This is a genomic window from Acinetobacter sp. (assembly GCF_050285345.1).
Taxonomy (GTDB): domain Bacteria; phylum Pseudomonadota; class Gammaproteobacteria; order Pseudomonadales; family Moraxellaceae; genus Acinetobacter.
In genome coordinates, this window is record NZ_JBLZXR010000036.1 from 1 (window position 1) to 26,562 (window position 26,562).

At 42.5% G+C, this 26,562-nt stretch carries 26 protein-coding genes; 14 read left to right on the forward strand and 12 right to left on the reverse strand.

The window, feature by feature from the left end; all coding sequences use genetic code 11:
- The first annotated feature begins 131 nt into the window (after positions 1 to 131).
- Positions 132 to 266, forward strand: coding sequence for a hypothetical protein (locus ACN6OV_RS03420; protein WP_427949661.1), 135 nt, complete (start codon positions 132 to 134; stop codon positions 264 to 266).
- Between the two features lie 146 nt (positions 267 to 412).
- Here the strand turns inward: ACN6OV_RS03420 and ACN6OV_RS03425 are convergent, their stop codons facing one another.
- A complete protein-coding gene (locus ACN6OV_RS03425; RefSeq protein ID WP_427949663.1) occupies positions 413 to 649 on the reverse strand; it encodes a DUF2061 domain-containing protein in 237 nt (78 codons plus the stop codon).
- Positions 650 to 1,004: 355 nt separating this feature from the next.
- On the opposite strand from ACN6OV_RS03425, the gene leuC reads away from it, so the two are divergent.
- From leuC to leuB, 4 genes are all read left to right on the forward strand, one after another.
- On the forward strand, positions 1,005 to 2,453 hold the full coding sequence (gene leuC / locus ACN6OV_RS03430) for a 3-isopropylmalate dehydratase large subunit (RefSeq protein ID WP_427949665.1): 1,449 nt from the start codon (positions 1,005 to 1,007) through the stop codon (positions 2,451 to 2,453).
- Between the two features lie 24 nt (positions 2,454 to 2,477).
- Positions 2,478 to 3,128, forward strand: coding sequence for a 3-isopropylmalate dehydratase small subunit (gene leuD / locus ACN6OV_RS03435; RefSeq protein ID WP_427949667.1), 651 nt, complete (start codon positions 2,478 to 2,480; stop codon positions 3,126 to 3,128).
- Between the two features lie 106 nt (positions 3,129 to 3,234).
- Positions 3,235 to 3,798, forward strand: coding sequence for a hypothetical protein (locus tag ACN6OV_RS03440; protein ID WP_427949668.1), 564 nt, complete (start codon positions 3,235 to 3,237; stop codon positions 3,796 to 3,798).
- 40 nt (positions 3,799 to 3,838) lie between these two features.
- Positions 3,839 to 4,918, forward strand: coding sequence for a 3-isopropylmalate dehydrogenase (gene leuB / locus ACN6OV_RS03445; protein WP_427949670.1), 1,080 nt, complete (start codon positions 3,839 to 3,841; stop codon positions 4,916 to 4,918).
- Positions 4,919 to 4,995: 77 nt separating this feature from the next.
- Here the strand turns inward: leuB and ACN6OV_RS03450 are convergent, their stop codons facing one another.
- Together ACN6OV_RS03450 and infA are read right to left on the reverse strand one after the other, a co-directional pair.
- Positions 4,996 to 5,151, reverse strand: a complete 156-nt coding sequence (locus ACN6OV_RS03450) for a hypothetical protein (RefSeq protein ID WP_427949671.1) — start codon at positions 5,149 to 5,151, stop codon at positions 4,996 to 4,998.
- A 917-nt stretch (positions 5,152 to 6,068) separates the two neighbouring features.
- Positions 6,069 to 6,290, reverse strand: a complete 222-nt coding sequence (gene infA / locus ACN6OV_RS03455) for a translation initiation factor IF-1 (RefSeq protein WP_427949672.1) — start codon at positions 6,288 to 6,290, stop codon at positions 6,069 to 6,071.
- A 231-nt stretch (positions 6,291 to 6,521) separates the two neighbouring features.
- Here infA and ACN6OV_RS03460 point away from each other — a divergent pair, with 231 nt between their 5' ends.
- On the forward strand, positions 6,522 to 7,529 hold the full coding sequence (locus ACN6OV_RS03460) for an AraC family transcriptional regulator (protein ID WP_427949673.1): 1,008 nt from the start codon (positions 6,522 to 6,524) through the stop codon (positions 7,527 to 7,529).
- Between the two features lie 100 nt (positions 7,530 to 7,629).
- On the opposite strand, the gene truA is transcribed toward ACN6OV_RS03460, so the two are convergent.
- From truA to asd, 5 genes are all read right to left on the reverse strand, one after another.
- Positions 7,630 to 8,427: a tRNA pseudouridine(38-40) synthase TruA gene (truA, locus tag ACN6OV_RS03465; RefSeq protein WP_427949674.1), complete on the reverse strand. Its 798-nt coding sequence runs from the start codon at positions 8,425 to 8,427 to the stop codon at positions 7,630 to 7,632.
- Between the two features lie 7 nt (positions 8,428 to 8,434).
- Positions 8,435 to 9,406 (reverse strand): asparaginase domain-containing protein, encoded by a 972-nt coding sequence (locus tag ACN6OV_RS03470; protein WP_427949695.1) that lies wholly within the window; start codon positions 9,404 to 9,406, stop codon positions 8,435 to 8,437.
- A gap of 49 nt (positions 9,407 to 9,455) precedes the next feature.
- Complete coding sequence (locus ACN6OV_RS03475) at positions 9,456 to 10,757, reverse strand: fimbrial protein FimV (protein ID WP_427949676.1); 1,302 nt, start codon at positions 10,755 to 10,757, stop codon at positions 9,456 to 9,458.
- A 74-nt stretch (positions 10,758 to 10,831) separates the two neighbouring features.
- Entirely contained in the window at positions 10,832 to 12,262 is a 1,431-nt protein-coding gene (locus tag ACN6OV_RS03480; RefSeq protein ID WP_427949677.1) for a hypothetical protein, read from the reverse strand.
- A 143-nt stretch (positions 12,263 to 12,405) separates the two neighbouring features.
- Complete coding sequence (gene asd, locus ACN6OV_RS03485; protein ID WP_427949678.1) at positions 12,406 to 13,524, reverse strand: aspartate-semialdehyde dehydrogenase; 1,119 nt, start codon at positions 13,522 to 13,524, stop codon at positions 12,406 to 12,408.
- 183 nt (positions 13,525 to 13,707) lie between these two features.
- Between asd and ACN6OV_RS03490 the strand changes: the two genes are divergently transcribed.
- Complete coding sequence (locus ACN6OV_RS03490; RefSeq protein WP_427949679.1) at positions 13,708 to 14,835, forward strand: endonuclease/exonuclease/phosphatase family protein; 1,128 nt, start codon at positions 13,708 to 13,710, stop codon at positions 14,833 to 14,835.
- A gap of 305 nt (positions 14,836 to 15,140) precedes the next feature.
- Here the strand turns inward: ACN6OV_RS03490 and ACN6OV_RS03495 are convergent, their stop codons facing one another.
- The 4 genes from ACN6OV_RS03495 to ACN6OV_RS03510 form a co-directional block, all read right to left on the reverse strand.
- Positions 15,141 to 16,241 (reverse strand): glycosyltransferase family 4 protein, encoded by a 1,101-nt coding sequence (locus ACN6OV_RS03495; RefSeq protein WP_427949680.1) that lies wholly within the window; start codon positions 16,239 to 16,241, stop codon positions 15,141 to 15,143.
- Positions 16,242 to 16,276: 35 nt separating this feature from the next.
- Entirely contained in the window at positions 16,277 to 17,212 is a 936-nt protein-coding gene (gene lpxL / locus ACN6OV_RS03500) for an LpxL/LpxP family Kdo(2)-lipid IV(A) lauroyl/palmitoleoyl acyltransferase (protein ID WP_427949681.1), read from the reverse strand.
- A gap of 87 nt (positions 17,213 to 17,299) precedes the next feature.
- Entirely contained in the window at positions 17,300 to 18,061 is a 762-nt protein-coding gene (locus ACN6OV_RS03505; RefSeq protein WP_427949683.1) for a 3-oxoacyl-ACP reductase, read from the reverse strand.
- A 179-nt stretch (positions 18,062 to 18,240) separates the two neighbouring features.
- Complete coding sequence (locus tag ACN6OV_RS03510) at positions 18,241 to 20,133, reverse strand: ATP-binding cassette domain-containing protein (protein WP_427949684.1); 1,893 nt, start codon at positions 20,131 to 20,133, stop codon at positions 18,241 to 18,243.
- Positions 20,134 to 20,167: 34 nt separating this feature from the next.
- Here ACN6OV_RS03510 and ACN6OV_RS03515 point away from each other — a divergent pair, with 34 nt between their 5' ends.
- From ACN6OV_RS03515 to ACN6OV_RS03545, 7 genes are all read left to right on the forward strand, one after another.
- Positions 20,168 to 20,413: a SlyX family protein gene (locus ACN6OV_RS03515; protein ID WP_427949686.1), complete on the forward strand. Its 246-nt coding sequence runs from the start codon at positions 20,168 to 20,170 to the stop codon at positions 20,411 to 20,413.
- Between the two features lie 120 nt (positions 20,414 to 20,533).
- Positions 20,534 to 21,535 carry a hypothetical protein gene (locus ACN6OV_RS03520; protein WP_427949688.1) on the forward strand — a complete coding sequence of 334 codons (1,002 nt, stop codon included), beginning with the start codon at positions 20,534 to 20,536 and terminating at the stop codon, positions 21,533 to 21,535.
- A 70-nt stretch (positions 21,536 to 21,605) separates the two neighbouring features.
- Positions 21,606 to 22,055: an ammonium transporter gene (locus ACN6OV_RS03525; RefSeq protein WP_427949689.1), complete on the forward strand. Its 450-nt coding sequence runs from the start codon at positions 21,606 to 21,608 to the stop codon at positions 22,053 to 22,055.
- A 38-nt stretch (positions 22,056 to 22,093) separates the two neighbouring features.
- Positions 22,094 to 24,736 carry a type I DNA topoisomerase gene (gene topA, locus ACN6OV_RS03530; RefSeq protein ID WP_427949690.1) on the forward strand — a complete coding sequence of 881 codons (2,643 nt, stop codon included), beginning with the start codon at positions 22,094 to 22,096 and terminating at the stop codon, positions 24,734 to 24,736.
- A gap of 165 nt (positions 24,737 to 24,901) precedes the next feature.
- Positions 24,902 to 25,660 carry a hypothetical protein gene (locus ACN6OV_RS03535; RefSeq protein WP_427949692.1) on the forward strand — a complete coding sequence of 253 codons (759 nt, stop codon included), beginning with the start codon at positions 24,902 to 24,904 and terminating at the stop codon, positions 25,658 to 25,660.
- Positions 25,661 to 25,786: 126 nt separating this feature from the next.
- On the forward strand, positions 25,787 to 26,356 hold the full coding sequence (locus ACN6OV_RS03540; RefSeq protein WP_427949694.1) for an HdeD family acid-resistance protein: 570 nt from the start codon (positions 25,787 to 25,789) through the stop codon (positions 26,354 to 26,356).
- Between the two features lie 130 nt (positions 26,357 to 26,486).
- Positions 26,487 to 26,562 (forward strand): DUF4372 domain-containing protein (locus ACN6OV_RS03545; protein ID WP_228263026.1); only part of this gene is annotated, 76 nt, incomplete at its 3' end.

Below are 26,562 nucleotides of genomic sequence, written 5' to 3' on the forward strand. Positions count from 1 at the left end.
ACCTAATGAGTTAGCAACTGAGTTGTGGAACATCATTAGATAAAATTAAGTATAAATCTGCTAGTCTAGAGCCTAAACATATTAAAAATCTGCTCGATATTTTTGAAGGTACGGTCGAGAAACGTTGTGCCGTGTATGAACTTGCCGATGATGAAGATGATGAAAACCGTGCCGCGGCAGAATGTAATGCCGCAAAAAACCAGTTAATTCTGGCGATCGAACAATTGGTGCATACAAATGAAAAGCTGATGGCAGAGCAGAAATAGCCATGGTCTCCGCTATATCAATGCATGGATTGAGTTACAGTTAGACCTAGGATAATGGCCAGTGAAATGGCAGGATTTATTTGAGCATTTAAAGCATAAAACCACCTTTACGGTGGTTTTTCTACAAGGAGCAAAAAAAGCAAATTTTAAGCGGAGATTTTATTCTGAGCAGCTTTATCTTTCTTTTCCCATACTTTTTCATGAAAGAAGAAGGCAAAAGCTTGTACGGTCGGTTCCAACAAACTCAAGGTAATAGCCATCGCAAGACTACCCGTCACAAAATAACCGACCAACATTGCCACCGTAATATGCATGATGTAGTAACTTAAGGTTTTTTTGAACATACGCTGATTGTTCATCACAAATTGATTGATATGTACCATGAAAATGCTCCTTGTGAATTCAATACATTTTGGTTTAGTTTAATAATAATGATTCTTATTTGCGTTGTAAAAGAGAAAATTCAATTGCTGAATATTGAATTTTTGAATTAAGACATAAAATAGTCGAGTAACAGACATGATTTAAACTAAAAACCAGTGTCAATATCGAGTTTCAACGCGACATTGAGGTGATTCTTATCCTGCTCAATAGGGCTGAAAAAACCAAAGTATCCACTTTAAAATTTCATTCCTATAAGTTTTTGAACTAATAAAAATGATAAATTAGATTTATGTGAATACGTGGTTATAATCGATTTAACGAAAGAATTTACCCAGTCCAGTGGAGCATATCGACATGGCAGGCGAAACCCCAAAAGCAGAAATCCAAACTAAAAAAACCTTATACGACAAATTGTGGGATGACCATTTAGTAAAACAACGAGATGATGGCTCTTCATTATTGTATATCGACCGTCATTTATTGCATGAAGTAACTTCACCACAAGCATTTGAGGGGCTTCAGCTTGCGGGTCGCAAACCTTGGCGTTTAAGTGCTAACGTAGCAACACCTGACCATAACGTGCCGACCTCTAAAAAAGAACGCTCTGAAGGCATTGCGGGGATTGAAGATGATACGTCGCGCATTCAGGTACAAACTTTAGACGATAACTGTAAAACTTTTAATGTGGTGCAGTTTGACATTAATGATGTACGTCAAGGGATTGCACACGTGGTTGGGCCTGAGCAAGGTTTAACTTTACCGGGCATGACGGTGGTGTGCGGTGATTCACATACCGCGACACATGGTGCATTTGGCTGCTTGGCGCATGGGATTGGGACATCAGAAGTTGAACACGTATTGGCAACCCAATGCTTAGTTCAAAAGAAAATGAAAAATATGTTGGTGCGCGTAGACGGAAAGTTGGGTCAAGGTGTCACCCCGAAAGATGTGGTTTTGGCCATTATTGGCAAAATTGGCACAGCGGGCGGTACGGGTCATGCGATTGAATTTGGCGGCCAAGTATTCCGTGATATGTCGATCGAAGGCCGTATGACAGTCTGCAACATGGCGATTGAAGGCGGCGCGCGTGTCGGTATGGTGGCTGTGGATGACAAAACCATTGAATACGTAAAAGGCCGCCCTTATGCACCAAAAGGTGAGCAATGGGATGCCGCGGTTGCTTATTGGAATACCTTGCATTCAGATGATGGTGCACACTTTGATACGGTCGTAGTGTTGCAAGGTGAAGAGATTGAGCCGCAAGTGTCTTGGGGAACTTCACCTGAAATGGTCATTCCTGTTTCACAGGCTGTACCAACCTTAGAACAAGCCAAAGATGACGTGCAGCGTAATGATTGGACACGTGCGTATCAATATATGGGTTTAACTGCGGGTCAGGCATTGGCAGATATTCAGTTAGATCGTGTATTTATTGGTTCATGTACCAACTCACGTATTGAAGATATTCGCGCGGCTGCTGAAATTGCCAAAGGCAAAAAAGTGGCGGCAAGTATTAAACAGGCGATGGTCGTGCCGGGTTCTGGTTTGGTGAAAGCACAAGCGGAAGCAGAAGGCTTAGACAAAATTTTAATCGAAGCAGGTTTTGAATGGCGTGAACCGGGTTGTTCAATGTGCTTGGCAATGAATGCCGACAAATTGCAGCCGGGCGAGCACTGTGCTTCAACGTCGAACCGTAACTTCGAAGGTCGTCAAGGCAATGGCGGACGTACGCATTTGGTTAGCCCAGCGATGGCGGCAGCAGCAGCGATTGCAGGTCATTTTGTTGATGTGCGTACATTTTAAGATCGGCTAATAGGAGCAAAGACCATGAAAAAATATACCGTTGAACAAGGTATCGTTGCACCCTTAGACCGTGCCAATGTCGATACAGATTTAATCATTCCAAAACAGTTTTTGAAATCAATCAAGCGCACCGGTTTTGGCGACAACTTATTTGATGAATTACGTTATTTAGATGAAGGTTATTTAGGGCAAGATATTTCAAAACGTCCTAAAAATCCTGATTTTGTTTTGAACCAAGCACGTTATCAAGGTGCGAGTATTTTAATCTCACGTGCAAACTTCGGTTGTGGTTCAAGCCGTGAACATGCACCCTGGGCCTTAAATGAATACGGTTTCCGCACTGTAATTGCACCAAGTTATGCCGATATTTTCTTTAACAACAGCTTTAAAAACGGCATGTTGCCAGTGATTTTATCTGAAGAGATTGTTGATCAATTATTTAAAGAATGTGCAGCAACGGAAGGCTATCAACTAACCATTGATTTGGATGCGCAAGAAGTGCGTACCCCATCGGGCGAAGCCTTTAAATTTGAAGTCGATCCATTCCGTAAACACTGTTTATTGAATGGCTTAGATGATATTGGTTTAACTTTACAAGCTGCAGATGATATTCGTGCTTATGAAGAAAAAACCAAAGCAGCGCGCCCTTGGGTCTTTGCTGAAATTAAAGCTTAAGCCAGTTTGGTCGAAGAACTTCTTGGTAGTAATGCTGAAGTCTTGTTAATATCAGGCGAAACAAAATTTGTACGTTCGCCAGTAATTATCAGGTTGGGTTCGAAAAATGGGAAAGTTCTTCGGTCAGCTGCTTATAACAGGAGTGATGCTTGCATCACTGACTGCGTGCCAAACAATAGACACGAAACGCATTAAAAATGTGAAGGAAACAGAAAGCACCAAAAATAATGCCTTAATTTATTGTGCAGGCACAGAAAATTGTGAGTTTGAACGTTTGGATCAATTGATTATCGTTGATGCAATACGTCACAAAGTCCAACGTGCTGCCATAAAAGCAGGGATTGTCCGTTTAAATGGGCAATCGCTTTCTGAGCCAAATCCCGTGTATTTATCTGTGCCTCCGGGTCAGCATGAAGTAGTGATTCGTTTTTATCCAATTTCACCGGATAAAGCGGAAAGCTTGCATGTGATTCACAATTTTAGGTCGAAGCAAAAGTACAGTTTTAACATGTACCGTGACAGATCGAAAAATAAGGGCAGCCTGTTGGATAAATCTGCGCCTGATCCGCTCTGTGTTGACCTAAAGCAAGGCAATAAAACCATTCGACGTTTCTGCCGACCTTACAATGTCCTGACTGGACTTGGTGAGTTTGTAGAAAAGAAATTTTAAATCTGACTGGAAAATAACCAGCGTATAAATGGAAAAACTCATGTCAAAACATATTTTGATTTTACCAGGTGATGGTATTGGCCCTGAAATCGTGAAAGCTGCTGAACAAGTGCTGACACGTGTCAACGAAAAATTCAACTTAGGTTTGACTTGGGAACAAGGTTTATTGGGTGGTGCTGCGATTGATGCCCATGGCTCACCTTATCCAGAGGTGACTGCTGCACAAGCAAAAAAAGCTGATGCAATTTTGTTAGGTGCTGTGGGTGGTCCGAAATGGGACAGCATTGAACGTTCAATTCGTCCGGAACGTGGTCTGTTAAAAATCCGTTCAGAATTAAATTTATTTGCCAACTTACGTCCAGCCATTCTTTATCCACAACTTGCGGATGCTTCAAGCTTGAAACCTGAAATTGTATCTGGTTTGGATATTTTGATAGTTCGTGAATTAACGGGTGGTATTTACTTCGGTCAGCCACGTGGTATTCGTGAACTTGAAAATGGCGAAAAACAAGGTTTCAATACGGATGTTTATGCAGAGTCTGAAATTAAGCGTATTGCCAAAGTTGCATTTGAAATGGCGAATTTGCGCGGTGGTAAAGTCTGTTCAGTAGACAAAGCTAACGTTCTTGAAGTAACGGAGCTGTGGAAGCAAACCGTAACGGCGTTAAAAGAAGAGCAGTACCCAGAAATTAACCTATCTCACATGTATGTGGATAATGCGGCAATGCAATTGGTACGTGCACCGAAACAATTTGACGTGATCGTAACTGGTAACTTGTTCGGTGACATTTTGTCGGATGAAGCAGCCATGCTAACCGGTTCGATCGGAATGTTGCCTTCAGCTTCTCTTGATGAGAATGGTAAAGGCATGTACGAGCCATGTCATGGTTCTGCACCGGATATCGCAGGTCAAAACATTGCCAACCCATTGGCAACCATTCTGTCTGTAGCAATGATGCTACGTTATACCTTCCGTGAAGAAGCCGCAGCAAAAGCCATTGAAGATGCGGTAGGTCAGGTTTTGGATCAAGGCTTACGTACAGGCGATATTATGTCTGAAGGCAGTACCAAAGTTGGTACAGTAGAAATGGGTCAAGCGGTAGTGACTGCATTGAACTAAGTTCAAACTGAATGAAAAACGCAGCCTCAGCGCTGCGTTTTTTTATGCTTAATTAAAATATATGGACCATCGTGGAATCAACAGGTTCGACCGGTTAAGCGTACATCGGTTGCGATATTGTCTTTTAAGCTGAATTCAATCAGGCAACTGAGGCTTATATCATAACCATTTGAGCCGCTCGGAATCGGTACGGCTGAACCGCTCCCTAGCCCGAGAGCAGGGTTGTCTGCCATGGGGAGTGGAATGCTGATCGGACGCGCGACACGATAAGTTAGGCGATCTGGGCGTAAGAAGTCCGGGACTGATATTTTGATAGCCCAATTGGCTTAAATTGAGTTGAGATTGAATGGTTTCGCTGGATTTGCCAATAAACGATTCTAGATAGCGCTGACGCTCAAATGCGGAACTTGTGGGTGTGGTGGTACAGCCAGCCAATGCAATGATGCTTAACATGGATAAACATCCAAATTTAAGCATTAAATGTATTTTGCTTAATTTCATGGGTAAATTCCTCACGAAATAAACCTAGTTTAAGCAGATTTTCAGCAATAATACTGTAGTCATTTGATACACGGTTAAAGTGTAGGATAATCAATCCAAATCTTAAAATGACTTTAACATTCACATACTTTCTTAACCTCGTTAATCAACTCTGCAAGCTTGTCGCATAGTTGGAGTTCGAGCTGGTATTTCATTCAATATTCAAATTTCTATGGGATGATGTTGAACTGGGATACCTATTGGCTACTTGTATCTAGATTCAAGATTTAGAATATGTATATTGGGCAAGTTGAGCTACATTTGATTCGTCATCGGGTGCGAATACATAAGGTTGGAACACGTAAGATTAGTCTTTTGATATCAATAAGTTTTGTTGTTGTTTAGCGTAAAGGCGTTTAATTTTATGATGTAAATGAAGGCCGGTTTATCATCAATTTTTCATGATTATTTTAAAACTAGACATTAAAAAAGCCACTTCTTGAGTTAATGCCAGTCAGTTAAGGATTTAAAAGTTAAAAATAAGGTCAGTAAGACGTAAATTTAGCTCACTTTAAATCCAAATATAAGGAAATTTAGGGTAATAAATAACCCGAATTTCCTTAACTGATCAGCATTAACTTCTTGAGTGGCTTTTTTGCTTCGCTAGAACTTAGCGTGCACGGTAAGTGATACGACCCTTAGTTAAGTCATAAGGTGTCATTTCTACTTTAACACTGTCGCCAGTCAAAATACGAATATAGTGTTTACGCATTTTACCAGAAATGTGAGCAGTCACTTCATGACCGTTTTCTAAACGTACACGAAACATAGTATTAGGAAGCGTCTCGGTGACAACGCCTTCGAACTCGATGAGTTCCTCTTTATTGGCCATAGCCTACCTGAATGAATAAATTGGAAAGGCGCAAATTATAGTCAATTTTTTTACAGAATACAAGCGCCCGCAGGCTTTGAACTGATCGACTGTCAGTAAAATAAGCGAACAAAGCGGTTAAACTTTTTCTACAAAAAAAGCGCTAGACCTGTTGTCAGTTTGGTCAATCGCAGTTAATCTAATTTCAATCTTTTTAGGTATAAATGAAGTACATACAAGGAAGGTTCTGGAGTGGGTCAGCTAACTGATGCATCTGTTGTGTTGCGTTTAGGGTATCAAGCAATTCGTCGTGCAGGATTACCAACAGAAGAAATTTTAACAAAAGCGGGTGTGGCGTTAAATCAGGTGGAAACCAATGATCGAACTCCACTGAATGCACAATTTGCATTTTGGGTGGCTGCCGAAGAGGTCAGCAAGGATCCTGATATTGGTTTACATCTGGGTGAGCATTTACCTCTGTATCGTGGGCAAGTGATTGAGCACTTATTCATTTCATCGGAAAATTTTGGTGAAGGCTTGAAACGTGCTTTGGCCTATCAACGTCTGATCAGTGATGCCTTTCATGCAAAGTTGGTGATTGAGGATGATCGTTGCTATTTGACCAATGGGCATCAGCCTTGGGCAGAAAATATTGTCAATCGTCACTTTTCCGAGTGTGCGATGTCGGGTGTGCTGCGTTTCTTTAAATTTATTACTGAAGGACGTTTTCAGCCGATTTATATTGACTTTAATTTCAGTCAAGGCGCACCGAATGATGAATATTTCCGTGTCTATGAATGTCCAGTCAGTTTGGGGCAAAATGAGACTCGCTTGTACTTTGATCCTGCGATTTTAGACTATCAATTGTGGCAAGCAGAGCCTGAGTTATTGCAATTGCATGAGCAACTGGCAATTGAAAAACTACAGGAATTGGCGCGTTACGATTTGGTTGGTGAAGTGCGTCGTGCCATTGGTTCAACTTTGGAAAGTGGTGACACGACCTTGGAAACTGTGGCAGCGCAGCTGAATATTACCCCGCGTCGTTTACGTACCCAGTTGTCTGAGGCCAATACCAGTTTTCAGCAAATTTTGTCTGATTACCGTTGCCGTTTGGCGAAAAAGCTTTTGGCCAATACCAATGAAAGTGTAGAACGTATTGTGTATTTAACTGGTTTTTCTGAACCGAGTACCTTCTACCGTGCTTTTAAACGCTGGACCAATGAAACCCCTGTGGAATATCGTAAACGTAAACAGCGTTAAGTTTTATCTTCTAAAGTTCCTTCCTAACTTCCCTTTATCCGGAGAAATTTTCCTCTCCTTTCAGGAGGAGTTAGGGGGGGTAAAGGTAATTGAAAATCAATCACTCAGGCATATTCAGCCAATGTGGCCCAAGTGGTATTTGGGGTAATTCAAACTGTGCAGGATAATCTGCATGAATGAAATATAAGCCATCAGGTGGTGCAGTTACCCCTGCTGCTTTACGGTCTTCCGCAGCAAAAATTGCGTCAATATGGTCAACGTCATACATGCCTTGACCCACTTCAAGCAAGCAGCCCATGATGTTACGCACCATATGATGTAAGAATCCATCCGCTTGAATATCAAGCACTAAATAACAACCATGTTGAATTAGACGGCAATGACTGACATGGCGCACAGGTTGATTAGACTGACATGCTGCAGCACGAAAACTTTCAAAATTATGTGTCCCTTCAAACTTTGCTGCGGCCAATTGCATTTTTGCTATATCTAGCTTGGCATAAACATGGGTCACTTGCTTATGTAGTAAGGCAGGGCGCTGAGCATTGTTATACACCACATAACGATAACGTCGTGCTTGCGCTTTAAAGCGCGCATGGAAGTCCTGATCCATTTCTTTAATCCATTGGATAGAAATGTCACGCGGTAATTGACTATTACTGCCCATTAGCCAGCCACGAATGGGACGAATGGCATGCGTGTCAAAATGTGCCACCATATTGGTGGCATGGACGCCTGCATCGGTACGACCCGCACCATGCAGCATAATCGGCTCATTGGCAACTTTGCTGAGTACGGTTTCAATGGTTTCTTGTAGGCTCGGTACACCGGGTTGCTGTGTTTGCCACCCTTTGTACTGCATGCCACAAAACTCAATCCCAATTGCAAAACGTTGCATAGTTACCTCAAATGACTTCATCGTTCCAATGCGTAGCCCAATTTGCTGCGCTGCCGTATTGTAAATACATTTTTAGACATTTGGCATACAGATCAGCATGACCTAAGCAATTGCTCAGTAATAGGCCACTGTCTTTAATCCATGCGCTGATGGCATAACGTTGGTCAATGCAACCAAAACTGACTTGCGTAGTCAGTACAATGGCACAGCCATGCTGCTGAATTTCTTTTAATGTATTGATCAGTTCGGTACTGATAGCAATATTCCCTGTACCAAAACCTTGCAAAATGATCACATCAGGTAAATCAGCAAGTAGATTGCGCAGATTCTGACATTGTAATTCGGGTGAGAGTGGCTGCCACATTAGACTGATACAATTAAATTGAGCACTTCGATTTATGTCTGCATCCTGAACGATATAAGGTGTTAAAACAGGCTTCATCTGTTTATTGGCATCCAGACCATCAAAGGCGCGCAGTTCAGTCGTGTGTACCTTTAATACCGTTTGTGCATGCATAAGCTGATGGTGGAATGCCAAATACACCCCAACAGAGGATTTCAGTACAGAAGTTAAGGCAAAATTTAAATTGTCGATGGCATCGGTAAATTCCCGCGTATTGTCGCCTTGAATGTTCAATAAGGGATATTGACTACCGGCCAGCACAATATGCGCGGATTGTCCCATAAATTGAGCAAGTACAGCACTGGCGTAACTGAGCGTATCCGTACCGTGAATGATGATGAAATGCTGGTAATGTTGTAATTGTAGTGATTGTATTTGTTGAATTAGGGCGAGCCAATCTGGTGCCGTACAGGCACTACTGTCTCGAATAGCCGGTGCAACGAAACAATCGATGTGCATATCGAGCGGGAGCACGTGTTTTAATTTTGGCAGAAATGCATCAGCAGGCATTGGACTTAAAGGTTCCCCAATACAGCCAAAGGTTCCGCCCATATAAATCAACGCAATTTTTTTCATCATAAAAAAAGCAGCCATAGAAGACTGCTTTATTTTAAAGTGCTTTGACTTAAGAAGCGATTTGATTCAGTAACTGATCGGCCTGTTGGCGTTGTTCCGCTGAAAATTCAGCTTCTTTTTCTACCAAAATTTCGCGTGCCGCTTCATATAAACCGAGTTTGATATATTGTGCTGCCAAATCAAGATTCAGTTGAGCCTCATTCACATTGACCAGCTCTGGGAAGGATTGAATCAGTGGATCATTTTGATCAGTCGCTGGCGCTGTTTGTGCGCTGACAGTACTAATATCAAAATGGAGACCTGTAGAAGCTGGTGTTGCTGGTTTTTCGTTGACTGTATCTAAATTAACTGCATCTAAATTGAAATCGACGCTAGGTGTTGTAACCTCTTCTGTTTTTGCTACATCAAATGAACCTAGGTCAAAATTTAAAGCAGGTGTTTCTACAACTGTTTCTTCTTTGACTGGAACTTCAGTGGTAAATGAAAAATCTAACGGTTCAATTTTTTCAGTAACAGGTTTCACTTCTGCTGCAACTTCAGCAGGTTTTTCGCTAGTTGGCGCAAAATCTAATGAAAAATCTAGAGGTTTGATTTCTTCAGTAACAGGAGCTTCAACCTTTCCGCCTACGGTGTTTGTTTTAGGTGGTTGAATTGAACCTAAATCAAACTCAAGTGGTTTAATCTCATCCACTTTAGCGTCTTGAGCAGGCGCTTCCTCTGCGATTGTTGGTGCAGCATTAAAGTTGAAATCTAGTGGTTTAATTTCTTCAACTTTTGCTTCGACTGGCGCAGGTGTTGCATTTTCAATTAATGCATCAAAATCAGCAGTATTTTGTATGGCTACAGGTGCTTCTTCAATGACTGGTGAAATGAACGCGATTGACTCATCTTTTACATTTTGTGAATTTTCAAACTCTGCTTTTTTGGCTTCAGCTTGTGCGAGGATCTCATCTAATTCGAGTGAGCGAATATGGCTCAACAGCTGACTGATGGCAAATTCATCTTTTTGCAAAATATGAATATCAAGGAGGTAAAGATACAGTTCATGCTGAGAATTATCACGTTTTAAAGATTGGTTGATTTGCGCCTCAGCAGAGAAAAAATTACGTTCCGCAATCAGCTTTTCAATTTTATGACGTGTATCTGCAGTTAATGCAGTGGTTGCCTTTTTTTCAACCACTGAACTTTCAACCACCTGAGTTTTCTTTGGCGCAACTTTCGCTGAAGCACCTGACTTTTTGGGCTTAGTGGCGGTTGTTTTTGGTTTATCTGATTCTTGCGCTTTTTGGCGTTGGTTTAAAATCACCAAAACGATCACTAAGATCACTAATGGAATCACATAAATCAGCATGTTTTAACCCCTTGGAGATAGAGTGATTGAAGTTGCACTCATCCCGATAAAATTCATCATTGGTAACGTTTAGTTTATTGGCTTCTTTTATCTGCTTGTTGAGCTTTCAACTGTTGTTGCAATTGAGCCAAACGCGCATTTAATAGTTGAATTCTGTGATCCTTTTGATTTAGTGCCAATTCTAATTGAGTTACGTTTCTCTGTAATTTAACGGTTTTTTCCCGAGCTGTCATAACTTTTAATGATAACTCGTTCGATGTTTTATTTTTTTCCGCGGCACTGTTGGCAGAAGCTTGAGTTGAATCTTGGGCTTTCTCTGCCACCAAACTCATTTCAGCTTGGTTTAAACGATATTTGGCTTTGCCAGATTGATTCGATGGGGTTTTTGCAAGTTCAGAAGCCGAGACTTTTGGCGGCTGTTTAGACGACTTTGCACCATTCAAATTTAATGCGGCACCACGACGTAAACGGTTCACATCGCCTTGAATAAACGCGTGTTCATTGCTGGCTTTAATTTGCTTCATTACGTCAGACACCGGGCGATTTTGTTCCGATGCAATACGTGATGCAATTCCCCATAAACTTTCATTCGATTGCACTACATATTGTGCAGAAGCTGGCGCTGCAACTGGAGTAGGTTTTGGTGTGTGTGCCTGAACGGGCGCCTGATGAACTGCGTTTTCAACACGTTTTGCAGCCATTTCTGCAGCAAATTTTTTGGCCAGTGGGTCTTGTGATGCGGTGGTCGAAGATGCATGACTTGGAGTCGATCCCGCATTGGATTGTGCTGTGGTTGCAGGTTTTAAGTCCGCTGATGTTTTGACTGGCTGAGATGCAACCATTGAACTAGCAGTGGCATTGTTTTGAGCCGCTGTTGTAACGGAATAATTTTGTACATGCGCTGGTGATTCAATTGCAACAGGGGTGGACGAGCTAGGAAGTTGCGTCAGTTTTGGTGGAGTTTTTGTGCTAAGCAGCAACGGTTTTTCGGCAGAAATAGGCGGTTTCGCGGTATATAGCGTACTGACCGGTAAATTGAGAGCAATATCTTTTTCATTCACCACAATGACGGGTGCTAATGGTCGTTCATTGCTACGGGTAATATTCGCGTTTGAGCTCGCACTGCTACGTTTGAGTGATGTTTTAATCGGTTGCAGGCGAGACGCATTCCCTTCTTTAATATTCACAATGAAGTTGAGTTCAGCATCTGTGATTGGGCGTGAAGAGGTAATGGTAATTACACCGTTGCCCGCACCATCACGACGGGTAAAAAAGTTTAGATGCCCCGGTGGTTGATGCCCAGCCCCCATGCTGAGTAAATCTTCAGCACTGGCCAAGCTCGCATTGAGTGGCACAGATGTATCTGAATGGCGAAATTGGATCTCGGCGTACAGCAATTCCCCTGGTGCTGACTGAATTTGAACTGGATCAATGGTAATCGCATGAATATTTTGAGAAGCAATAACGGCTAAAATGGCGATCTTTAATTTGTTATATACGGTCATCTTAATCTTTAGCTCGAATATATGTCGCATGGCGAAAATTATAGATTAGCGACTTGTCGCAGAATTGTAAAATACTTACACGATAGTTACATAAAAAAGCCGATCAATTGTGATCGGCTTCTTATTCATGGGCTTAAAAATATTTAAGCATTTTTATAATCAATGAGGATTCGGAGCATACGGCGTAAAGGCTCAGCAGCACCCCACAGTAATTGGTCACCTACGGTAAATGCACCTAGGTATTCTTTGCCCATGTTTAATTTACGTAGACGACCTACTGGTACAGATAACGTACCTGTGACTGCTACAGGAGTTAGGTCAGTCATCGATGCTTCGCGGGTATTTGGAACCACTTTTGCCCATTGGTTCGCGCTGCGTAACATATCTTCGATTTCATCGAGTGGCACGTCTTTCTTCAGCTTTAAAGTTAAAGCTTGAGAGTGACAACGCATTGCACCGATACGAACACAGTGACCATCAATTGGTACGATTTGCTGGTTGCTTAAAATCTTGTTGGTTTCAGCCTGACCTTTCCATTCTTCTTTCGACTGACCGCTTTCAAGCTGTTTGTCGATATATGGGATCAATGAACCGGCTAAAGGCACACCGAAGTTTGCAGCAGGGAAGCCTTCACCACGTTGTAATTCAGCAATTTTAGAGTCGATGTCTAAAATTGGAGAACGTGGATCATCCAACAAATCTTTAGTGTTGTTGTAGAGGTAACCCATGCCTGAGATCAATTCACGCATATTTTGCGCGCCTGCACCTGATGCAGCTTGATAAGTCATTGAAGTTGCCCATTCCACAAGGTTATTTTGGAATAGACCGCCTAAGCCCATCAACATCAAGGAAACGGTACAGTTACCACCGACGAAAGTTTTAGTACCGTTCACTAAACCGTCTTTGATCACGTTCATGTTAACTGGATCAAGCACGATGATCGCTTCGTCATCCATACGGAGGGTAGACGCCGCATCGATCCAGTAACCGTTCCAACCTTCAGCTTTAAGCTTAGGGAACACTTCGGTTGTGTAATCGCCACCTTGACAGGTAATAATGACATCCATTTGCTTCAGACTATTAATGTCTGATGCATCCATAAGTGCTGGGGCAGTTTTACCGCCAAACGTAGGCGCTTTACCACCTGCGTTACTGGTAGAGAAATAGAATGGCTCAAAATGAGCAAAATCATTCTCTTCAACCATACGTTGCATAAGGACAGAACCAACCATCCCGCGCCAACCGACCAGACCTACTTTCATGCCACTTTGCCTCGGTGCGTAAAAAATAAAAGGGGATTCGAGTGTATCAAACGAGCGCATAACTGCAAGCACTACACAATGAAAACACCAATAATATTGTGTAATATATCTTGTTTATGTTACATGCAAAACTGATATAAATTTATGAATCAATAAAAAATAAAGAATATAAAAGGAGGCGAAATGATCTGGATTGAAATACTGGCCTGTATCGTCATTTGGCTGTCCTTTTGGTCGTTGATTCCACGCGATGAATGGTGGTTTCGTGGCGCAGACTTCCCTCGGCTACAAATTCTGGCGGTAGGTCTGCTGGCTTTTGTTTTGATGATTGTCTGGGATGCAGCGTGGGACTTTGCTCGTGAGCTGATTTTAATGGGCTTAATTGCGGCTTTGGCTTTTCAATTAAAAATGGTGTTGCCTTATACCTTTTTCTGGAAAAAGCAGGTGAAAAAGGTACGTACCTCACAATTGAATCCCGATAAGCAGATTTCCTTGATGGTGTCCAATGTACTGACACCAAATACCCAATATCATTTACTTGTTGAACTTATTCAGAAACATCGGCCTGATCTAGTGCTGACGCTAGAGACAGATCAAACGTGGCAGAACGAACTCTCGGTGATCGAGCCAGACTATCCTTATCGTGTTGCTGTTCCACTCGATAATCTATATGGCATGCACTTGTATAGCAGGTTGAAACTGACCGAAACCGAAGTGAAATTTATCTTAAGCGATGAAATTCCCTCGATACATACCCGCGTGACTTTACCCTCAGGTAATCAAGTGCAACTGTATTGTCTACATCCAAAACCGCCGAGCCCTACTGAGGCCAAAGACTCAACTTTACGGGATGCTGAACTGTTGATTGTAGGGGATCAAATCCAAGATCTGGATGAAAGCTGCATTGTGATGGGGGATTTGAATGATGTGGCATGGTCGCGGACCACGCGATTATTTCAGCGTATCAGTGGTTTACTTGATCCGCGCGTTGGGCGGCATTTTGTCAATACGTTTCATGCCGATTATCCTTTATTACGTTGGTCTCTGGATCATATTTTTCACAGTACCGATTTTGCCTTAGTGCATATGGAACGTCTGCCGCATATAGGTTCAGATCATTTTCCTGTGTATGTGGTTTTACAGACAGGACGGGTGTTTGAGCAGATTCAGGAAGAACTGGAACAGACGGAGGAGGATGAACAAGAAGCGCAAGATGCGATTCAAGAAGGGATCGAACAGGCTGAAAAAGAAGAAAAAATCGTGACCGATGATATTGCCCGTGATTATAAAAAGGGTAGCAAAAGTCTTTAGCTTGTGTTGGTTTAAGAGAAAAGTGTAAGAAATAGCTTACACAGCTTTCGGCTTCTGACGAATGGTCAGGTCAATCGTATTGACTTATTCTTTGTTCATCGGCAAATGGAATGGGGAATGGAATATCCCACTATGGAAGACGAAGCCGCTGGAAGCATCACGGATCGGATGCAGGTAAGGAAAGCCAATATAAAATAAAAAGAATACTTGTGAAAGCACAACCTCATAGACCCGAGTTTTGCAGGATGCAGAACTCGGGTTTGCTTTATTTGGACAGTTGATATTTTTCTTTGTTCACATTTTCTTTATTTTAAGATCTGTTGATAAACCGCTAAAGTCTGATCACACATCTCTTTTAAACTAAACATTTGTACGGGCGCAACTGTTTGTGGTGTATCAATATGTGTTTTCAACGTATTTAATAGCGCCGTTTGATCATCCACCGTAATCAAGCCTTGCGGATAGAGTTGAGATAAAATTTCAGCGACCCCACCACGATTCCAACCTACTACAGGTGTCCCTACAGAGAGTGCCTCAAGTGCGGTACGACCAAAAGTTTCTGCCTGACTCGATAAAGATAACACCACATCACTAAAAGCTAACCATTCGCGAATATCAGAGCGATGGCCGACAAAGGTGATACGCTCAGTTAAGTTTTTCGCTTGAATACTATCTTGCATTTCTTGCAGATACGCTGCTTTTTTCGGGTCTGCGCCACCGACTACAATGGCATGTAGGTTTGGATATTGATCATGCAATTGATGCATTAATTCAATCAGGGTTTCATGACCTTTTAATCGGGTAATACGGCCGGGCAAACAGATTAAAAATTTATTTTCTAATTCAGGAAAGTCTTTAAATGTTTGATTCAACCACTGCGCTGAAGGTTGATAACCATGCGGAAATGCTGTTGGGTCAATACCCCGATAAATCCGCACAATATCTTGCGGCGGACAGTTTTTATAATGCTCTGTGATGTATTGCACCACGCTGTCGGACACCGCAATGACTTTTTCTGCTTGGGTCATAATTTGGCTATAACGGTTAATCGAATAAAAGCCATGAACCGTCGAAATTAAATGCGGTCGCTGTGCAGCAGGAATACCTTTGAGTGCAAAATGCGTCAGCCAAGCAGGTACACGAGAACGCACATGCACGATATCTGGTTGCTGTTGTTGAATCAGTTTGCGTAAAGGGCGAATTTGCCACAAACTCGATAGGGCTTTTTTATGTATCGGCAAAGTGAGATGGGTTGAGCCTTCTGCTTCAAGCTGGCTCACCATGCGCCCACCATTGGAAACCACCAGTGATTCATGTCCCGCCGTAACCAGTGCGCGTGCAATTTCTAATGTTCCGCGTTCGACACCACCGCTGTTGAGTTCAGGTAAAAGCTGCATCACTTTCATAATCTTTCCCTTTTTATTGATCCGGTGAGTTGAACTCAGTAAATTTTGTCATAGCCTTGTGGGCGGGTTTTAAAACGGCGATGGAACCACATGTACTGGGTCGGTGCAATGCGGAGTTGATTTTCAATAATCTGATTGACTCGAATTGCATCTTCGACTTCATCTGCACTTGGAAATTGGTCTAAAGCTGGTTCGATCAGCACATGATAGCTTGGATTGGCAATATCACCAACGCGGTAAAAATACAGCGGAATCGCCACCGCTTTAGATATTTTTAATAAACGACGATGCGCTGTAACCGTTGCCGCAGGTGTACCAAAAAATGGCGCCATCACGCCTTGTTTAAGGCCAAAATCTTGGTCTGGGCTGTACCAAATTGCATGACCATTTTTAAGATTACGGATCAGACCGCGCATATCGTCATGGTCAATTTGGTTGGCATAGATGGTTGCTCGGCAGCGCACAATTAACATATCCAACAGCGGATTGTTTTGCGGACGATAGACCACATCTGGCTCAAAGAACTGAGCACATAAATAGCCCCCTGCATCCAGCAAAGTCGAGTGTGTGCCGAGTAATAAAATACCTTGCCCATTGGCCTGTGCATTTTTAATATGCTCCAACCCTTCAATTTTGACTCGATTTTTAAACCATTGTGGGCTATACCAAGCATTTAAAGTTTCAAAGATGCCAATCATCTGATCAATAAAAACTTGACGCGCATTGGCTTCAACTTCTTCAGCCGTCCATTCGGGAAAACAGACTTCTAAATTGCGAATGGTGGTTTTACGGCGTGACTTGAGATTGTTAAATGCAACAGAACCTAAAAATTGTCCGAGTCGATATTGAATGGCCCACGGCAAAATTGCCAAAATCATGAGGAATACAATGCCAATCCAAATGCCCCAATACTGTGGGAGCAGGAAAGACCATTGAAATTGACCAGGTTGATAATGGGACTTTTGACTCATAGGACTAAATCAAAGATTGAAAAATAGCATGCAGTTTAACATGAAGCTGAATTGAAAGAGAAAATTCAGCTTCATGTTGGATGGTGATTAGCCTTTGACTAAACCGCCATCCACAATTAAGTTTTGACCGGTCACGGCACGTGAGTAAGGAGAGAGGAACATCATCACAGCGGCAGCAAATTCGTCTAGTGTCGTCACGGTACGTAGCGGCGTGGATGCCGCAATCAAATCAAACACAGCATCGGGAGTGGCTTTACTGGCATCGGTTGATTGTAATAAGCCGCCAGACAGCATGTTGACGTTAATGCCATATTCACCGAGTTCATGCGCTGCGGTACGGGTAAAGGCCAATAATGCCGCTTTAGCTGCGGTATAGTCATGATAGGGCACCACAGGGTTTTGAACCAAGTTGGTGCCAATATTCACAATACGACCAAAACCTGCTTGCTTCATATGATTCAATGCAGCTTGGGTGGTATTCAGGGCCGCAACCACTGCACCCTCGAATTGTTGTTGTAACGTCTGTGCGGTCAGTTCTTCAATTTTGGGACGTGCATCGCCATTAAACTGAAAATGAATCAGCGCATTGTTTACCACAGAGGTGATCGCAGTGCCAAAATATCTTTCTGCTGCGGAAAATAACTGCTCCACTTGAGCTTTGTTGGTCACGTCTGCTTGGTAGCAGAAGACTTGTTGTGGGTAGTCAGTAGCCAATTGCTCGGCTGCAGTTTGGCTGGAAAGATAATTCACCACCACCCGTGCACCTTCTGCGATCAGGGCTTTACTAATGGCTAAGCCCAGTCCACGCGCACCGCCAGTGACTAATACAATTTGATCTGAAATTTGCATGATCACATCTCATTATGAAATTGAAAGCCACCATAACAAGCTTTTGAAGTCGGTGGAAATAGTATTTTTAGCCGCTCGAAGAGTGACGTTTGAAGTGATGACTCGCTTTTTTTACAGGATAAAGCGAATAAAAAAAGCCGTATTGAAATACGGCTTGATTTATCAGTAAATGCTTAGCTTTAAGCTTTGGCCATATTCTCTAATTCTTCCAGACGTTCCATTTTTTCCAACATTTCATCATCAATCGCAGCGAGGCGTTGTGATGCTTGGGTTGCTGCATCTGCATCAGTCAGGAACCAAGAACCATCCGCCAGTTTTTCTGAAAGAGTGGCTTGTTCTTTTTCCAAAGCTTCAATTTCACTTGGCAATTGATCCAGTGCACGCTGGTCTTTATAGCTGAGTTTAACCTTTTTTGGTACAGCAGCTTCTGCTTTGGCAATGGCTTTTTTCACATCACTTTTTTGATCGACCACTGTTTGGTCTGGACGTTGTTCTAGATAATCCTGATAACCACCGATGTATTCATCGATATTACCTTTACCATCAAAGACCCAAGTTGAGGTCACGACATTGTCCATAAAGGCACGGTCATGCGAAATTAATAACAGTGTGCCTTGATAACCCGCGAGCATTTCTTCAAGCAGCTCGAGCGTCACCATATCCAAGTCATTGGTCGGTTCATCCATCACAATTAGATTCGATGGTTTTAATAAGAGTTTTGCCAAAAGAATGCGGTTACGTTCACCACCTGAAAGTGCTTTTACAGGAGTACGTGCACGTTCTGGGGAGAACAAGAAGTCTTGTAAATAGCTATAAATATGACGACGGTTACCGTTGACATCGACATGGTCAGAACCTTCGGATACGTTATCTTTAACGGATTTTTCCAGATCCAGCGCATTACGCAATTGGTCAAAGTACGCGACTTCGAGTTGAGTTCCGGTTTTTACGCTACCGCCGTGTTCTTGTTCACCCAAAATAGCTTTAATCAATGTGGTTTTGCCCACACCGTTGTCACCAACCAGACCAATACGATCACCACGCAGTACCAATGCGGAGAAGTCTTTAATAATCGGGTCGTTATTGCCGAATTTAACCTGTAGATTTTCGATTTCAAAGACCACTTTACCTGAACGCTGCGCATCCTGAGTAGCCATGCTCACTTTACCTTGTTGTGAGCGGCGTGCACGGGATTCTTCACGTAGCGCTTTTAAGGCGCGGACACGACCTTCGTTACGGGTACGACGCGCTTTAATCCCTTGGCGAATCCAAACTTCTTCTTCCGCCAGTTTTTTATCAAACAGCGCATTTTGTTTTTCTTCCGCTTCCATTTGCTGCGCTTTAAGTTCTAAGTAACGTGAATAGTTACCTTCATAGCTGCGCAAAATACCGCGGTCTAATTCCACAATACGGGTGGCAATATTGTCGACAAATGAGCGGTCATGCGAAATGAACAATAAGGTTAAATTGTTTTGATCGAGCAGGAATTTTTCTAGCCATTCGATACTTTCGACATCCAAATGGTTGGTCGGTTCGTCGAGTAACAACACATCGGGTTGCGTTAACAATGCACGCGCTAAGAGTACGCGACGTTTACGACCACCCGATAAATCTGCCAAGTCCGCTTCAGGGTCGAGACCCATTTTACTTAAAATGGCATTAACTTTAGTTTCAAGCGCCCAGCCATCATGCTGATCCATTTGATGTTGCAAGTTGCCCATACGTTCGCAGGCATCCATATCACCCAAGACACAGGCTTCGCTTGCTTCATGATAGGCACGTAAAATATTGGCTGCTTCACCCGCACCATCGGCAACGATATCGGCCACACGACCTGAATCCATTGGTACATCTTGCGCCAACATCGAAATAGTGATGCCATTTTGCAGAGAAACTTCACCGCCATCGGGCAATAAACTTCCCTCAATCAGTTTAAGTAAAGTAGACTTACCTTCACCATTACGACCGATTAAACACACTCGTTCGCCACGTTCTAGACTAAAGTTCGCGCCATCGAGTAGGGCAGGTCCGCCAAACGCAAGTTGGACATCCCTTAAAGTAATATAGGCCATAATGTTTCCTGAAATCTTATCTGAGGAGTGTAAATTGACTACACAACAAAATCTTGATGAACAGGCGTCATTTTCCGCACCCATTGAAGATTTGCAAGTCCGAATTGCATTTTTAGATGATTTAGTTGAACAACTGAATGATCAAGTGGCGCGCCAAAATGCCGAAATTGCTGATTTAAAGAAACAAATGCAGATGTTGTATCGTCGAATCGAATCTGCAGATTTATCTGAAGGTATTGCTGAATTTGACCCAATGACCAATCGACCACCGCATTATTAAGTGCTCAGGTGTCCACATCAATGTGAGCACTGAGACTTGAGTTGTAAATTTATTTGACCTTTTACTTTGTGGCAGGTCTAATGCACCGCATCTGTTGATCTGAACTGATTATTCAACCTTATGACTGAAAAAGTTGTCCTGCTGGATTTGGAAAATAACCCTCCTACGGCAAATTTACTGCGTAATATTATTCAACATTACAGTACTTTGTACGTGTTTAGCTGCAGTGGGAAATTTGAATATGCACTCGAAGATCTCACTGAAATTGCGGGGTGGATTGGCAGTGGACAACTGGTGGTTTTAGATATTCCTGAAACCCCACAAAAAGAATTTGAATATGCGGTGATTGTCGGGCAACTCATCGCCTTGATGGCACCCGATTCACATATCGAAGTCATTTCAGCTATGCCGGAAATTGAGTTGTTGATGGAACAATTAAACGGTTCTGAGCTGAGTGCTCATCTGATTCAGATTCAGCCTGAAGATCAGGCGACACAGAAACCAAAATATAAAATTCCAGATATTGAAACCATTCGAAACAAGCCTGATTTATTGCTGATCAAACACTATTGTGATGGCCTGGAAAAACTCAGTGGTAAGCCCAATAGTTTAGATAAGCTGAAAAATTCGCTGATTAATATTTTGCAAATTCAAGCAAAAAAGGCACAGCACTTGGTTGGTATGCTGATCAATTTAAAAATTGTGAAACGCTTTGATGAACAGATTTCGATTCGTAAAAAAGTCTTAAAGCAGTGGGTGCAACTCGATTTGAATGCAGAGCCGACAACGCTTGCACCAACTTTAACCGATCTATCGGTGCTTTCTGCGTCCTTGAGTGAGTCGCTTGAGGTAGAACAAGAGAGTGCTTCGGTAATTCATGCTGCGCAACAAGATTTATTTAAAAACTTTAACAAAATTGACCCTGTGCAGATGGAAGTGATTCGTAAATTGCACGAATTAAAGTCAGATAAGCCTAAAGATATCTATGCTTTACGCGACTTGTTGGAACAAATGTTCCCGAAATCTGATGTTCGATTATTGCTTAAAGAGTTGATCGAAAAAGGATATATCTACTGGAATGGTCACGAAGTGCTGTATAGCCACGAGATGTTCCTGAATTAATTTTATCGCGTGAACTTGCGTTTTATATTGAGCTTATGCAAATCTAATATAGGAATATGAAGGTTGTGCTATGGAAAATACTGGAATTTGGATTACCGTTTTTATCGTGATCTTTATCCTTGGATCAATTTTTGGACTTCGAGTCAATCCAAGAGAAAAAGCACTAGGCATTATGCGTGAGAAGGCGCGTAAAATGGGACTCCATCCGCGTTTAGTGGCTGCGCCGGCGTGGACTAAAATTCCAATGGCGACTGAAAAACGTGCCAGTATGGTGGCGTATTACAGTGTGCTGATTCCAGATGCGCGTTTGCCTTTAATGCGTGCTTTAGTGGTAGATGACAAACTTGAACTGGTACATGGTGATGACAAGTTTAAGGATTTACCTGTGACGTTAAAGGGCATTTATGCTATTGATATGCAGGCGAACTGTGTAGGACTCTATTGGGATGAAGAATCTGATTTAAGAGCCACACAGCTTGATGATATGAAGGCATTTTTACATTCATTGGCTGAACTCTAAATTTTAAAATACCTATTAAACAGGAATGATGGTTAACTATGGCGAACGCTCCTCGGTCCACATCTAAAAGTACCACAGCAAAATCTTCCGATGCTGGAAAAAAGCGTGCGTTAGTGATTGTGGAATCGCCTGCAAAAGCGAAAACAATTAATAAATATTTAGGTTCGGACTACATCGTAAAATCCTCGGTGGGTCATGTCCGTGACTTGCCTACAGGTGGTTCGAGTAAAACAGCAGAGAAAAAACCTGCGACACGAACCAAATTAACCGATGCTGAAAAAGCCCAAAAAGCACAAAAAGCTTTGGTTAATCGTATGGGGGTTGACCCTGAAAATGACTGGAAGGCACAGTACGAAGTCCTACCAGGTAAAGAACATGTTGTTGCGGAACTGAAAAAGCTTGCCTCGCAAGTTGACGAGGTCTATCTCGCAACGGATATGGATAGAGAAGGGGAAGCGATTGCTTGGCATTTAAAGGAGGTGATTGGCGGGGACGACTCACGTTATCAACGTGTGGTGTTCAACGAAATCACTAAAAATGCCATTCAAGAAGCATTTAAACATCCTTCTCGCCTTGATACGGACAAAGTGAATGCTCAACAAGCCCGTCGTTTCTTAGACCGTATTGTCGGCTTTATGATCTCACCATTGTTGTGGGAAAAAATTGCGCGTGGTCTGTCTGCGGGTCGTGTGCAGTCGGTTGCCGTCAAACTGGTGGTTGAGCGTGAGCGCGACATTCGTGCTTTTATTCCAGAAGAATTCTGGCAAGTTTTTGCAGACACCAAAGCGAAAAAAGATGACATTCGTCTTGAAGCAGTAAAGCAACATGGCAAGACTTTAAAATTGCGCAATAAAGCTGAAACTGATGCTTTATTGAACCTGATTAAAGACGCTGAATATAAAGTCACCACACGTGAAGATAAACCCACCAAGGTCAATCCAAGCGCGCCATATATCACCTCGACTTTGCAACAGGCAGCAAGTACGCGTCTTGGTTTCTCGGTCAAGAAAACCATGATGCTGGCACAGCGTTTGTATGAAGCGGGTTTCATTACCTATATGCGTACCGACTCCACATTCCTAAGTGATGATGCGGTCAATATGGTGCGTGGTCATATCGAATCTGAATTTGGTGCGAAATACTTACCGGCCAAGCCAAACCGTTATGGCAATAAAGCTGGTGCGCAAGAAGCCCATGAAGCGATTCGTCCTTCCAATGTGGCGCTGAAAGGTGATCAACTGGCAGGGGCAGAGCGCGATGCACAGCGTCTATATGACCTGATTTGGCGTCAGTTTGTGGCATGTCAAATGACACCTGCGGAATACCTATCTTCAACGATTTTAGTCGATGCCAATGGTGTGGAACTGAAAGCCAAAGGTCGTACGCTGGTATTTGATGGTTTTACCAAAGTTCGTGGTCAAAACAAATCGGATGATGATGTGTTGTTGCCTGCGGTAAAAGTGGGTGAAGTCCTCAAATTAGAAAAACTAGATCCATCGCAGCACTTCACCAAACCACCTGCACGTTTCACCGAAGCGTCATTGGTCAAAGAGCTTGAGAAAAAAGGCATTGGCCGTCCTTCGACCTATGCGGCAATTATCTCGACCATTCAAGACCGTGGTTATGTGAAACTCGACAACCGTCGTTTGTTCGCCGAGAAAATGGGTGAAATCGTGACAGATCGTCTCGATGAAAGCTTCAATAACTTGATGAACTACGCCTTTACCGCAGACCTTGAAGGTCAGCTGGATAAAGTGGCAGATGGTGAGCGTAACTGGAAAGAATTGCTTAACAGCTTCTATGGTGACTTCAAAACACGCTTAACCACGGCGCAAGGTGAGCACGGCATGCGTCGTAATCAACCTGTGGAAGTGGATGCGGTACATTGTAAAGAATGTGACCGTCCGATGCAGATCCGTACAGGAACTACTGGTGTGTTCTTGGGTTGCTCAGGCTATAACTTACCGCCAAAAGAGCGTTGTAAGGGCACATTAAACCTCACCCCAGTCGAGTCATTGGCAGCACTTTCAGATGATGATGGTGCGGAAACTGCCGACTTAATGTCGAAAAAGCGTTGTCCAATTTGCGAAACTGCGATGGATAGTTACGTGATTGATGGTGGTCGTAAGTTACATGTCTGCGGCAATAATCCAGACTGTCCTGGTTTTGAGCTTGAGGAAGGTGAGTTCAAAATTAAAGGTTATGATGGCCCAACCATTCCTTGCGACAAATGTGAAGGCGAAATGCAGTTGAAGACTGGCCGTTTTGGTCCATACTTTGCCTGCAACAGCTGTGACAATACGCGTAAGGTATTAAAAAGCGGTCAACCTGCACCTCCACGGGTCGATCCAATCAAAATGGAACATCTCCGTTCAACCAAGCATGATGACTTCTTTGTCCTACGTGATGGTGCTGCAGGTTTGTTCTTGGCAGCAAGTAAATTCCCGAAAGTGCGTGAAACCCGTGCACCAAAAGTGGCTGAATTGCGTACCGTGGCTGAACAGCTTGATCCAAAATATCAATTTATTTTGCAAGCGCCTGATGTTGACCCAGAAGGGAATCCAACCTTAGTGAAATTCAGTCGTAAAAACCAAGCACAATACATTGGTTCTGAAACAGCTGAAGGCAAACAAACCAAATGGTCTTTGGTATATAAAGACGGAAAATGGGTTGAGGCTTAAGCTAAAAAATTCAATAAAAATGCTGACTTCGGTCGGCATTTTTTATTTTTAATCGTTCCTAATATAATTTTTTATACCAAGTTGAATCCATCTGAAAAGACATTGAATTAAACTTCTGTTTTAATTTAATCCATAAAATGAAATAACAAATTTGAGACTTGGGGTATGTGGAAAAAAATTCGGGTATTATGTCTGCTGATCATTTTATTGATTGTGGCGGTCAATGCATACCGTGACAAAAATCAAGATTGGGGCAAACCGATCTTTGTACTCTTGCACCCAATTAATGCAGATAGTCGGCCATCGACTCAAGCGTATATTCAAAGCTTATCTGAATTGAGTTTGAGTGAAGCACAGCAATATCTACAAAATACAGCACAACGCTACCGTGGACAGCCAACATATATTTATTTCAAATTAGGGCGAGAAATCAAAGTATTGCCACCGAAAGTTCCAGATCAGGCAGGATTACTCGATGTCATTTTGTGGAGTTTAAAGTTCCGTTATTATGCGTGGCAACAGCATAAACGTGTCGATGGTGCACCAAGTGTGACCTTATTTTTAAATTACTATGATCCTACACAGCGCAAAGAGCTGAAACATTCTACAGCTTTGGAAAATGGTCGGATAGGCTCAGTCAATTTGTTTGCATCGAAAAAACAGTCAGAGCAAAATAAAATTGTATTGGCACATGAGTTATTGCATGCCTTTGGTGCGACAGATAAATATGACCTAGCAAGTGGCCAGCCGATTTTCCCCATTGGCTATGCTGATCCAAACCAGCAACCGTTATTTCCACAAGCCAAAGCGGAGTTAATGGCGGGTCATATTCCAACCTCACAAACGCAAAGTAAAATGCCCGATTCATTGGCTCAAACGGTAATTAATGAGCTGACAGCGAATGAAATTGGATGGACAAAATAGTGTGGATAACGCTCAACTTATCCACAGTTTGACTGCTCGTTGTGGATGAAGTTTGCATTTCCCTTTGATCAGTGTCCATAATTACCTTAGATATTTAAATGAATAACTCACAATTTGAGAATAAACATGAAAACTGTAGGTAACGATTTAGTTCGCGGTCAACTGCATGAAAACCGTAAGTGGTATTTGGGTTTAGGTGCGTTATTGGTGATTTTTGGTGTTGTCCTTTTGGCAGCCTTACCTTTTGCGACGCTTACCGTGATTTATATTTTTGGTGTCTTGATGATGTTGGGTGGGGTAATCCATTTCATCGCAGCGTTTAAGATTTTTAAAGGTGGTTACCGTTGGTTCTGGGCTTTATTTGGCGTGTTGTATTTAGTCGCGGGCTATTATGCCTTTACTACGCCAGTGAAAACCGCAATTATCCTCACTAACTTACTGGCGATTGTTTTGATCATTGCCGGTGTGATTCGTATCTTTAGTGCCTTGTTGTTCCGCGCCTTGCAAGGTTGGGGCTGGACACTGTTTTCCGGTATTTTGACCTTAGTCACTGGGATCGTGATTTTGATGTCACCTGATGCACCATTCTGGGTTTTAGGCTTATTCTTGGCAGTGGATATTTTATTCCAAGGTGTGAACTATTTGACTTTGGCATCGTATATTCGACGTGAAGTTCCAAAAAGTTCAGCAGAGTAATCATTTTCAATATAAAAAAGAGCGCATAGACGCCACTGCTGTCCCATAGTTTAATTTAAATAAAAAAACCTGAGCCCAAATCGTTAAAATATAAGTGCTAACCAACACTTTAACGAGAAGGACTCAGGTTTTGTCACATCAGAATACCGTATTTCATCAATTACTCAAACCGATTTTAAGACAAGATTTTGAACGTCTGGCAAAAC